Below are 11,445 nucleotides of genomic sequence, written 5' to 3' on the forward strand. Positions count from 1 at the left end.
GTGCCTCGGCACAACGATTGAGCCAGTCTCTGCGTCCAGTGAACCCAGACCCATGCCAGTCTAGTGAGGATTCTGGCCAAACCGCCAATAAGCGTGACCCAAATCATGATCCGCCCCGGCAGCCGCCGAATTGCGGTGAAGAAGAGTGGCAGAATCGGCCCACATGCGGCCCACATGCGGTGCCCTGCGCGAGGCCGGACGCGGTGCCGGACTCGGTGCCGGCCCCGCCGGAAACCGCCCTAGAATGCAGTGAGAACCCGTTTGTCGCCGACGGTGCCAGCTGCGGGTGCCAGCAAAGGAGCAGCAGTGCGTTTCCTGAATGAGCCCACCACCGATCTGACCTACTCGGACCTCTTCCTGGTCCCGTCCCGGTCCGATGTCACCTCCCGCCTGGACGTCGACCTCGCGGCCGACGACGGGACCGGCTCCGCGATCCCGCTGGTGGCGGCGAACATGACGGCGGTCACGGGGAAGCGGATGGCCGAGACCATGGCCCGCCGCGGCGGCCTTGGAGTCCTGCCGCAGGACGTCCCGCTCGACGTCATCCGTGACGTCACGGCCTGGATCAAGGGACGCCACCCGGTCCTGGAAACCCCCGTCACGCTCGCGCCCACGGACACCGTCATTGATGCCCTCCACCTGATGGGCAAGCGGCCGCACGGGGCCGTTGTGGTGGTGGACGACTCCGGCGCGGTCACCGGTGTTGTCCGGGCCACCGACTGCGAGGGCCAGGACCGTTTCGCGTCACTGGCCTCCGTCATCCGCCACCAGCCGCTGGTGCTCGACGGCGGACCGCTCGCCGGCGGATTGTTTGGGGGCGGGTCGGCGGCCGATGCTGCGCAGGCCCTCCGCCGCGCCTTTGAAGCGATGGACGCCGCCGGAACCGACTACGCACCGGTGCAGCAGGRCGGGGTCCTGGCCGGCGTGCTCACCCGTAAGGGCGCCCTGCGCTCCACGCTCTACCGGCCGTCCCTGGACGACGACGGCAGGCTGAAGGTCGCTGCCGCCGTCGGAATCAACGGCGACGTGGCCGGACGGGCCGCCGAATTGCTGGCGGCCGGCGTCAACGTGCTGGTCCTCGACACCGCACACGGGCACCAGCAGAAAATGTTCGACGCCCTCGCCGCCGTGAAGGGTCTCAACCCCGGCGTGCCGGTGGTCGCCGGCAACGTCGTCACCGGCGATGCCACACGTGAGCTCATCGAGGCCGGGGCGGACATCGTTAAGGTCGGGGTGGGCCCCGGCGCCATGTGCACGACGCGCATGATGACGGCCGTGGGCCGCCCCCAGTTCAGTACCGTCCTCGAATGCTCCGCCGCGGCCCGGGAAGCCGGCGGCCGGGTATGGGCCGACGGCGGGGTCCGCTACCCGCGCGACGTCGCCCTGGCCCTGGCCGCCGGGGCCAGCCAGGTCATGATCGGCTCCTGGTTTGCCGGYACGCACGARAGCCCCGGGGAYCTGCWGCTCGACKCGKCGGGMCGGCAGTACAAGGAGAGCTTCGGCATGGCGTCCGCCCGSGCGGTGCAGAACCGCAACCAACGCGAGGGCGCCTTTGAAAAGGACCGCAAGGCCCTCTTCGAGGAGGGCATCTCCACCTCCCGCATGTACGTCGACGCGGCCCGGCCCGGCGTCGAGGACCTGCTGGACATGATCACCGCGGGCCTGCGCAGTTCCATGAGCTACGCCGGCGCTGCCGATCTCGCCGCTTTCCGGGAACGCGCCGTGGCAGGCATCCAGTCCGCGGCCGGGTACGAGGAGGGCCGGCCCGTCCCGCAGAGCTGGTGAACCCGGCGCGGCCGGTGACGCGGGCGGTCCGGGGCTGGCAGCGGTTGCTCCTGTAGACTGAAATTCTTATGGACAGTAAATCTAGGTGCCGGCCTGGGGGCTGTCAGCGGAGTACGGAAACCGTTCCCGCCCAGTCCACCCGCAGAGCCGGCAAACCCCGTTCACGCGCCCATCACTCTCCGGCCGCACGCCATTCCGGAGCTATCCAGGAAACAGGGTCGGCCGCCGCCGACCATCCTCCGCCAGGCCGGGCCTTCCCGCATTTGCGTCCCCTGACGCGGCACATGCCATGCGCTGCTGCGGAAGCAGGCCGCTGACATGGAATGGCTACTCCTCGCAGCAGGTCTCCTGCTCATCCTCGGCACCGGCTTCTTTGTCGCCGTGGAATTTTCCCTGGTCGCCCTGGACCAGGCCACCGTGCAGCGCGCCGTTGACACCGGCGACACCGCCGCCGAGCCGTTGCTCAGATGTCTCAAGTCACTTTCCACCCAGCTTTCCAGCTGCCAGCTGGGCATCACTATGACCACGCTGCTGACCGGCTATGTCATGGAACCGTCCGTGGGCAAGCTGCTTGAAGGCCCGCTCACCGCGCTCGGTGTCCCGCCGGCGGCGGCTGCCTCGCTGTCCCTGGTCCTGGCAATGGCGGTGGCCACCCTGCTCTCCATGGTGATCGGCGAGCTGGTGCCCAAGAACATGGCCATTGCGCTGTCCTTCCCGATCGGCAAGGCCGTGGCCCGGCCCCAGCTGGTGTTCACCGCCATCTTCAAGCCCGCCATCGTGGTGCTCAACGGCTTCTCCAACAAGGTCCTCAACGTCTTCGGCCTGGAGGCCAAGGAAGAAATCTCCGGCGCCCGCACCCCGGCCGAGCTGGCCTCGCTTGTGCGCCGCTCCGCGGCCATGGGCACCCTCGACGCCGGAACGGCCAACTTCATCGCCCGAACCCTGAAGTTCTCCGGGCGGACCGCCGCGGACGTCATGACCCCCCGCATCCGCGTGGAGACCGTCGATGCCGACCAGCCGGTCTCGGATATCGTCGAGGCCGCCAAGCGCACCGGATACTCCCGGTTCCCCGTGATCGGCGAGTCCTCCGATGACATCCGCGGCGTGGTCCACATCAAGAAGGCCATTGCCGTGCCCGCGGACCGCCGCGCCAAGCTGCAGGCGGGGGCCATCATGACCGACGTGCTCCGGGTCCCCGAAACCATCCATCTGGACGCCCTCCTCGCCGAACTGCGCGAGGGCAACCTGCAACTGGCCGTGGTCCTGGATGAATACGGTGGAACCGCCGGCATCACCACGCTGGAGGACCTCGTGGAGGAAATCGTCGGGGAAGTGGCCGATGAGCATGACAAGGTCCGGCCCGGCCTGCTCCAAAGCGCCTCGGGGGACTGGTACTTCCCGGGCCTGCTCCGGCCGGATGAACTCTCCGAACAGATCCCGGGCCTGACCGTGCCCGACGAGGCTGCCTACGAAACGGTGGGAGGCTACGTCATGAGCCAGCTCGGCCGCATCGCGGCAGTCGGCGACACGGTCGACGTCGTCGGCGGGACACTCAGCGTGACCCGCATGGACGGCCGCCGGATCGACCGGATCTGTTTCCGGCCCGTCCGGGTGTCAGGCGACGGCCAGCCCGCCAGCCAGGCAGGTGCCGCGTGAGCGACTGGGCCGGAATCCTCTGGCTTGCGTTCCTCCTGGTGGGCAACGCCTTCTTCGTGGCCGCCGAATTCGCCGTCATGTCGGCCCGCCGCAGCCAGATCGAGCCGCTGGCCGAGGCGGGTTCGAAGCGCGCGCAGACCACCCTGCGGGCGATGGAAAACGTTTCCCTCATGCTCGCCTGCGCCCAGCTCGGCATCACCGTCTGCTCGCTGCTGATCCTGCAGGTGGCCGAGCCCGCGATCCACCACCTCCTGGCCGTGCCGCTGGAAGCGGCGGGCGTCCCCGAGGAGGTCGCAAACATTGTGGCCTTCGCCGTCGCCCTGCTGTTGGTGACGTTCCTGCACGTCACATTCGGCGAAATGGTGCCCAAGAACATCTCCGTGTCCGTCGCGGACAAGGCTGCGCTGCTGCTGGCGCCGCCGCTGATGTTCATCGGGCGGCTCGTCAAGCCCGTCATTGCGGCGCTTAACTGGTCCGCGAACCACATCCTGAAGCTGATGCGGATTGAGCCGAAGGACGAGGTGACCTCCACCTTCACTCTTGAAGAAGTGCAGTCGATCGTGCAGGAATCCACCCGCCACGGACTCGTGGACGACGACGCCGGACTCATCACCGGAGCGCTCGAGTTCTCCGAACACACCGCGTCCCGTGTGATGGTTCCGCTGGGCAAGCTCGTCATGCTCAAGGCGGCCACCACGCCGGTCGAATTCGAAAAGGCAGTGAGCCGGACCGGGTTCTCGCGCTTCCCGATGCTCGACGACGACGGCATGCTGGCCGGCTACCTCCATATCAAGGACGTGCTGTCCATCCCGGACGCCGGGTACCACCAGCCGATTGCGGAAAGCCGCATCCGGTCGCTGGCGAACCTCGCCATGGACGACGAAATCGAGCAGGCCATGTCCGTCATGCAGCGCACGGGCTCGCACCTGGCGCGCGTGATCGGACCCGATGGGCTGACTCAGGGAGTGCTGTTCCTCGAAGACGTGATCGAGCAGCTCGTCGGCGAAATCCGGGACGCGACGCAGGCCACCGGCTACCGCAGGCTGGGCCAGGACCAGTAGGGGGCAGCCCAATATCGGGCAGCCAAGTAACGGCCGGTCCAGTAACGGGCAGCCCAGCTGCGGCCGGGCACCGGCGGGGCACGCCGTGTATCCCTAAATAGGAATGATTCCTATTTAGGGATACACTCGGGCTGTTGCTATTGCTCCTGATTCTCAATAACAGATCCGAGGTTTTCCGTGCGTCGTCCCGCTGCCCGAGTCCTGCTGGCTGGTCTTGCCGGCCTGGGCCTCCTGCTCACCGCGTGCAGTCCGACGTCCGGCAGCCCCCGGGGGACCGCGGGGGACGGCGTGGTCAACGTCGTCGCATCCACCAGCGTGTACGGCGACATCGTCTCCAGCATCGGCGGCGACAAGGTCCGGGTCAGCTCGATCATCAACCGCACCAGCCAGGACCCGCACTCCTACGAGGCCACCACGCAGGACAAGCTGGCCGTCTCCAAGGCCGAGCTGGTGGTGGAGAACGGCGGGGGATACGACGCCTTCATGGACACCCTGGCGACCGACACCGGCCTGGACCGCGGCAGCGTCATCAGCGCCGTGGATRTTTCAGGGCTTGTCTCCGAAAGCACTGCCAGCGAAAGCCCGCCAGCGGCGAGCCCCGACTCCGCCGGCCACACCCACGGGTCCACGGGGCTGAACGAACACGTCTGGTACAGCCTGCYTGCCATGTCCCGCCTCGCGGACGCCGTGGCCGAGAAGCTGGGCTCGCTGGAACCGGCCTCGGCGCAGACGTTCCGGAGCAACGCGGCGGCCTTCAAGGACTCGCTCGGCGGCCTGGAAACGAAGCTCGCCGCCATCAAGTCCTCGGCGGGCCACGCGCCCGTGGCCGTCACCGAGCCTGTACCGCTGTACCTGCTCGAGGACGCCGGACTGGAGAACGAGACCCCGGCCGAGTACACGGCGGCGATCGAGGAGGACGCCGACGTCCCGCCCGCCGTGCTCAAGACCACCGTCGATCTCGTGGCATCCCGGGGCGTAAGGCTGCTGGCCTACAATACCCAGACCGAGGGACCGCAGACGGCGGCGGTGAAAAAAGCCGCCGAGAACGCCGGCGTCCCGGTCGTGAACTTCAGCGAGACCCTCCCGGACGGCCAGTCCTACCTGCAGTGGATGACCGGAAACGTGGAGAGCATCGGCAAGGCCCTAGGATGATCGCAACAGCGGGAGCAGCCATCTCCGCGGAAAATCGAGGAAACCCCTTTTGACACCGGTAGTGAGCCTGCGCGGCGCCTCCCTGGCGTTCGGCCAACGGACTCTCTGGGAGGGCCTGGACCTGGACATCAACCCGGGTGAATTCTTTGCCGTGCTCGGGCCCAACGGCAGCGGCAAGACCACCTTCCTGAAGGTCCTGCTGGGATTGCAGGAACTGAGCACGGGAACGGCCGTGCTCGACGGCCACCCCGTTGAACGGGGAAGCCGCCGGATCGGCTACGTGCCCCAGCAGAAATCATTCGACCCCGATACGCCCCTGCGCGCCCGCGACCTCGTGGCCCTCGGCGTCGACGGCCACCGCTGGGGCATCCGCCTCGGCGGCGCCAAGGTGAACCGTAAAGTCGATGAACTCCTGGAGCTTGTGGGCGCCACCGACTACGCCAAGGTGCCGGTGGGGCAGCTTTCCGGCGGTGAGCAGCAGCGCCTGCGCGTGGCGCAGGCCCTCGCGACCGATCCCAAGGTGCTGCTGTGCGACGAGCCGCTGCTCTCCCTAGACCTTCAGCACCAGCAGGGCGTCAGCGCGCTGATCAACAGGCAATGCCGCGACGCGGACAGTGCCGTGGTGTTCGTGACCCACGAGATCAACCCGATCATGGACTACGTGGACCGGGTCCTGTACCTGGCCGGCGGAAAGTTCCGGGTGGGCACACCCGCGGAGGTCATGACCACCGAGGTGCTCTCCGATTTGTATGACAGCCGTGTTGAGGTCATCCAGGCCAACGGCCGGCTGATCGTCGTCGGTCTGCCGGACGCCGCGACGCACCACCATCTGGACGCGCACTCAGTCGCGGGCGAGGCGGGCTAAGTGGATCTGGGCGACCTGCTGCACTCAATCTTCAACTTCGAAAACTACGGCGAGCTGCTGGTCCTGGTGCAGAACTCCATCTGGGCCGGCGCTGTCCTCGGGCTGCTCGGCGGAATCATGGGCACCTTCGTGATGAAACGCGACCTCGCCTTCGCCGTCCACGGGATCTCGGAGCTCTCCTTTGCCGGCGCGGCGTTCGCGCTGCTGATCGGTGCCGACATCATCCTCGGCTCGCTGGCAGGATCCGTGCTGGCAGCCCTGGTGCTGGGCGTGATGGGGGTCCGCGCACGGGACAAGAACTCGATCATCGGCGTCATCATGCCCTTCGGGCTTGGCCTGGGCATCCTCTTCCTGTCCCTGTACGAGGGCCGGGCGGCCAACAAGTTCGGCCTGCTCACCGGGCAGATCGTATCGGTCGGGACCGTCCAGCTGCAGGTCCTGGCGGTCGCCGCCGTCGTGGTGATGCTGGCGCTGGCCGCCATCTGGCGGCCGTTGACCTTTGCCAGTGTCGACCCCGACGTCGCCACCGCCCGCGGCGTGCCGGTGCGGGCCCTCGCCCTTGGTTTCATGGTGCTGCTGGGGATCAGCGTGGCGCTGTCCATCCAGATTGTGGGCGCGCTGCTGGTGCTGGCCCTGCTGATCACGCCCGCGGCCGCCGCCATGCGCGTCACGTCCTCGCCCCGGCTGGTTGTCACGCTGAGCATCGTCTTTGCGATGACGGCRACCGTCGGAGGCATCCTGCTGGCCCTCGGCGGCCGGCTGCCGATCAGCCCCTATGTGACCACGTTGTCCTTCCTGATCTACGTGGCCTGCCGGATGATCGGTGGCGCACGGACCAGACGGGGACTCAACGGCCGGGTGGTGCGGAGCGCCGCTGCGTCGGCTTAACGCTCTCACGCCACAGTGGCGGAATTTCCCCAGGTTTGCCGTCGGCCGCCGGCGGGTCCCTGCGCCCCGCCGGTGATTTCCGGGGTCACGAGGTCAAAGGTGGGGAATTTCAGCAGCTCCGGCTATTCGCCTGGCTGACTGGCTGTGCATTCTGGGCACAGGCCGAAGATTTCCACGGTGTGCTCCACCGCGGTGAAGCCGTGCTCATTCGCGATCCGCGCGGCCCAGGCCTCGACCGCCGGTGCTTCCACTTCCACGGCCTTGCCGCAGTTCCGGCACAGCAGGTGATGGTGGTGCCCGGTGACGGCGCAGCGCCGGTACACCGCTTCGCCGTCGGCGTTGCGCAGGACATCCACCAGCCCGTCGTCGGCGAGGGACTGCAGGATCCGGTAGGAGGTCGCGAGGGACACCGCGGTGCCGCGCTCCTGGAGGATACGGTGCAGTTCCTGGGTGCTGACGAAGTCCGCCAGGTCGTCCAGGGCGGCACTGACGGCGAGGCGCTGCTTGGTGACGCGCTGTTCCTTGCCCTGCACGGGTGCCGAGGCCGGAGTCCGGCTGCTGCCGGTGGTAGCGCCTTGGGACATCGTGGAACTCGCTTCGTCAAAAGAATTCGCGGGTGGGACTCGCTGAGTGTGGCAATGTCCAAGATTACCAGCGCCCAAGATTGCCAGCGGCGCTTCGTGGACACTGTGACGGCTGGTGCCTAGGCTGGCCGGATGAAGCTGACCAAATTTACTCACGCCTGTGTCCGCCTCGAACAGGACGGCCGGGTGCTGGTGTTTGACCCGGGCACCTTTTCGGAGACGGACCAGGCCCTGGCCGGAGCACATGCTGTGCTCATTACCCACGAGCACGCGGACCATGTGGACGTCGACGCCGTCGCCGCGGCGTTGCAGTCGAACACCACCCTTGAGCTTTTCGCCCCGGAGGCCGTGGCCGCGACGCTCCGCGGCAAGGCGCCCGACGCCGGAAGCCGCATCCATGTGGCGGGCGCGGGCGAGGAATTTGAAACGTCGGGCTTCGCCATCAGGACCTTTGGCGGCCAGCACGCCCTCATCCATCCGCAGATCCCCGTGGTGGCCAACGTCGGCTACCTCGTCGATGGCAACGTCTACCACCCGGGGGACTCCTTCGCGATCCCCGACGGCATCGACGTCAAGACGCTGCTTGTACCCATCCACGCCCCGTGGAACAAGGTGGGCGAAGTGGTGGATTTTGTCATCGGTGTCCGCGCACCACAGGCCTTCCCGATCCACGACGCGCTGCTGAACGAGCTGGGCCGCGGGCTGGTGGAGGGGCACGTGACCCGGATCGGCGCCAAGTACGGCACCGAGTACCGGCACCTCTCCAGCGGCGATACAGCGGAGGTTTAGCCTCCGCGGGCGCCTTGGCGGGCTTAGGCCGGCGTGCTGACGGACGGGCTGGCCGGCTGGTTTAGGCCGGCCAGACGCCGGCCCGGAAGAACTCGCCCAGCACGGCCTCGTGGGGTTCGGGATCCAGGCCGTGGGCCGCCAGCCACTCCGGGTTGTAGTAATTTCCGGCGTAGCGGTCCCCGGCGTCGCACATCAGGGTCACAACACTGCCCCGGCGGCCCTCCGCGATCATCCCGGCGATGAGCTGCCACGCGCCCCAGAGGTTGGTCCCGGTGGACGGACCCGCGTGCAGCCCGGCGTGGTCCCTCAGATGCCGCATGGCCGCCACCGACGCGGCGTCGGGAACCTGGATCATGTGGTCGATCACGGCGGGCACAAAACTCGGCTCCATCCGCGGCCGGCCGATGCCCTCGATGCGGGAGGGCAATCCCGCCGCGGGTGCGTCAGCTGCAGTCCCGCCGCCAGCTGTCCCGCCGCCAGCAGTCCCGCCGCCAGCTGTCCCGCCGTCGGGCCGGCTGTTCCGCCAGCCCGGATAGAACGCGGAATTTTCCGGGTCGACGACGGCGAGGCCCGTCTCGTAGCGGTGGTAGCGCAGGTACCGGCCAATCGTGGCGCTGGTCCCGCCGGTGCCGGCCCCGACCACCACCCAGCAGGGGACCGGGTGCTCCTCCAGGGCCAGCTGGCCGAAGATCGATTCGGCGATGTTGTTGTTCCCGCGCCAGTCCGTGGCCCGTTCGGCGTACGTGAATTGGTCCATGTAGTGCCCGCCCGTGCTCCTGGCCAGATCCGCGGCCATCTCGTAGACCTCGGAGGCGTGGTCCACCAGATGGCAGGAGCCGCCGAACTGTTCGATCAGGGCGATTTTCTCGCGGCTGGTGGTCCGGGTCATCACGGCGATGAAGGGCAGTCCCAGCAGCTGCGCAAAATAGGCTTCGGAGACGGCGGTGCTGCCGCTGGATGCCTCCACGATCGTGGTGCCTTCCCGGATCCAGCCGTTGACGAGGCCGAAGAGGAACAGGGACCGCGCCAGCCGGTGCTTGAGGCTGCCGGTGCGGTGGGTGGATTCGTCCTTCAGGTACAGCTGCACGCCCCAGTGCTCCGGGAGCGGCACCGAGTACAGGTGGGTGTCGGCTGAGCGGTTGTTTTCGGCGTTGATCCGGCGGACGGCCTCGTCGGCCCAGGCCCGGTCCTGCAGGTGCGCTGTGTTCACCGCTACAGCCTACCGGGGGCGGCGGGACGCCAAAGATAGAGTGGGGAAATGGACACCCTTCTCGATGCTGCCGCCCTCAAGGACCGGATGGACGACGCCGGCGCAGCCGGCCAGCGCACAGTACTCCTCGACGTTCGCTGGGCGCTGGGGGATCCCCACGGTCACGATCACTACCTGCGCGGACACATCCCCGGGGCCGTCTTCGTGGATCTCGCCACTGAACTTGCCGGACCGGCGGAACCGGAACGCGGCAGGCATCCGTTGCCGCCGTCGGAGCGGTTCCAGGAGTCCGCGCGCCGCTGGGGCATCAACGACGGCGATGTGGTCGTAGCGTACGACGACAGCGGCAACATGGCTGCGGCCCGGCTGTGGTGGATGCTGCGCAACGCCGGCTTCAGTTCTGTGTACCTGCTCGACGGCGGCCTGGCCGCGTGGCGGGCTGCCGGGTTCGAGCTGGCGGCCGGACCCGAACAGCCCGCACCCGGAAACGTCACCCTGTCCGACGGCGCCATGCCCGCGATCGACGCCGGACAAGCCGCCAGTTGGGGCCGGCGGGGGCTGCTGTTGGACGCCCGGGCGGGGGAGCGGTACCGCGGCGAAATCGAGCCCGTGGATCCCCGCGCCGGCCATATTCCGGGGGCCGTCAGTGCCCCTACCACCGGGAACCTGCGCGCTGACGGGCGCTTCCTTGCCCCGGCGGAGCTGCGGGAGCGCTTCGAACAGCTCGGTTACCGGGACGGCGTTCCCACTGCCGTGTACTGCGGGTCCGGAGTGACAGCGGCCCATGAAATCGCCGCCCTCGAGATTGCCGGCTTTTCCGCTGCCCTCTATCCGGGGTCCTTTTCGGAGTGGTGCCACGGTCCCGCGAACGATGTTGTCACCGGGCCGGAACCGTACGGCGAGGACGCGGCTTCACGCTAAGGGCCAGCACGAGCATTGGACGGCCCGCGCAGGCTGCCCAGAGCGCCTCCAGTTCCTCCTCGGGCGGTCCATAATTCCTAGGCTGCGGCAGCCGCTTTGGGTTTTCCACGCCTGAGCGTTTTGGCTTGGTGCCGGAGCTGGCGCCGGTGGCGGGAGCCTGGCTGGGAGCCTGGCTGGTCTGTGGCTGATGGCCGAAGCGGTGTTCCGGGCAACGGTGGCGCGGTGGAACGGTACGTGTGGCCGGTGGGGGTGGTGAGTTCGAGGGTGTGCCTCGCGCCGATGCTCGAGGCGGATCCGGATCCGGGTGCGGCTTCAGGGCTGGGGCGTGCTTTCCAGCCGGGGTTTTCTTTGGTGTGGTTGCAGGCTTCGCAGAGGCCGGCGGCGTTGTCCGTGGTGGTCGGGCCGCCGGTGTGCCAGGGAATGATGTGGTCCAGGTGGCGGATGGGCGCGTCGCAGTAGGGGGTGCGGCAGGTGTCGTCGCGGGCCTGGATGAAGCGGCGGTGCCCGGGTGGGAAGAGCCGGGCGCGGGAGTCC

Annotated in this window: 11 protein-coding genes; 8 read left to right on the plus strand and 3 right to left on the minus strand. The window is 68.2% G+C overall.

Annotated elements, in window-relative coordinates; all coding sequences use genetic code 11:
- Positions 1 to 306 precede the first annotated feature (306 nt).
- The 6 genes from AC1DHX_RS13900 to AC1DHX_RS13925 all read left to right on the plus strand — a co-directional run bounded on the left by AC1DHX_RS13900 (position 307) and on the right by AC1DHX_RS13925 (position 7,407).
- Positions 307 to 1,785 carry a GuaB1 family IMP dehydrogenase-related protein gene (locus AC1DHX_RS13900; protein WP_476900135.1) on the plus strand — a complete coding sequence of 493 codons (1,479 nt, stop codon included), beginning with the start codon at positions 307 to 309 and terminating at the stop codon, positions 1,783 to 1,785.
- A 318-nt stretch (positions 1,786 to 2,103) separates the two neighbouring features.
- Entirely contained in the window at positions 2,104 to 3,441 is a 1,338-nt protein-coding gene (locus tag AC1DHX_RS13905) for a hemolysin family protein (protein WP_476858853.1), read from the plus strand.
- Positions 3,438 to 4,502: a hemolysin family protein gene (locus AC1DHX_RS13910; protein WP_459385219.1), complete on the plus strand. Its 1,065-nt coding sequence runs from the start codon at positions 3,438 to 3,440 to the stop codon at positions 4,500 to 4,502. Before AC1DHX_RS13905 ends, AC1DHX_RS13910 begins: the two co-directional genes overlap by 4 nt.
- Positions 4,503 to 4,679: 177 nt before the next feature.
- Positions 4,680 to 5,654, plus strand: a complete 975-nt coding sequence (locus AC1DHX_RS13915; protein WP_476900136.1) for a metal ABC transporter solute-binding protein, Zn/Mn family — start codon at positions 4,680 to 4,682, stop codon at positions 5,652 to 5,654.
- Between the two features lie 49 nt (positions 5,655 to 5,703).
- Entirely contained in the window at positions 5,704 to 6,519 is an 816-nt protein-coding gene (locus AC1DHX_RS13920) for a metal ABC transporter ATP-binding protein (RefSeq protein WP_476858851.1), read from the plus strand.
- Positions 6,520 to 7,407: a metal ABC transporter permease gene (locus tag AC1DHX_RS13925; RefSeq protein WP_476858850.1), complete on the plus strand. Its 888-nt coding sequence runs from the start codon at positions 6,520 to 6,522 to the stop codon at positions 7,405 to 7,407.
- Between the two features lie 122 nt (positions 7,408 to 7,529).
- Here the strand turns inward: AC1DHX_RS13925 and AC1DHX_RS13930 are convergent, their stop codons facing one another.
- Positions 7,530 to 7,991: a Fur family transcriptional regulator gene (locus tag AC1DHX_RS13930; RefSeq protein ID WP_028277503.1), complete on the minus strand. Its 462-nt coding sequence runs from the start codon at positions 7,989 to 7,991 to the stop codon at positions 7,530 to 7,532.
- A 132-nt stretch (positions 7,992 to 8,123) separates the two neighbouring features.
- Between AC1DHX_RS13930 and AC1DHX_RS13935 the strand changes: the two genes are divergently transcribed.
- On the plus strand, positions 8,124 to 8,780 hold the full coding sequence (locus tag AC1DHX_RS13935; RefSeq protein WP_476858849.1) for an MBL fold metallo-hydrolase: 657 nt from the start codon (positions 8,124 to 8,126) through the stop codon (positions 8,778 to 8,780).
- Between the two features lie 61 nt (positions 8,781 to 8,841).
- On the opposite strand, the gene AC1DHX_RS13940 is transcribed toward AC1DHX_RS13935, so the two are convergent.
- A complete protein-coding gene (locus tag AC1DHX_RS13940) occupies positions 8,842 to 9,990 on the minus strand; it encodes a PLP-dependent cysteine synthase family protein (protein ID WP_476858848.1) in 1,149 nt (382 codons plus the stop codon).
- Positions 9,991 to 10,038: 48 nt separating this feature from the next.
- On the opposite strand from AC1DHX_RS13940, the gene AC1DHX_RS13945 reads away from it, so the two are divergent.
- Positions 10,039 to 10,911, plus strand: a complete 873-nt coding sequence (locus AC1DHX_RS13945) for a sulfurtransferase (protein WP_476858847.1) — start codon at positions 10,039 to 10,041, stop codon at positions 10,909 to 10,911.
- A 77-nt stretch (positions 10,912 to 10,988) separates the two neighbouring features.
- On the opposite strand, the gene AC1DHX_RS13950 is transcribed toward AC1DHX_RS13945, so the two are convergent.
- Positions 10,989 to 11,445: HNH endonuclease (locus AC1DHX_RS13950; RefSeq protein ID WP_476900137.1), on the minus strand; the 457-nt coding region annotated here is incomplete at its 5' end.

Source organism: Arthrobacter sp. 05N33_2, from assembly GCF_056397425.1.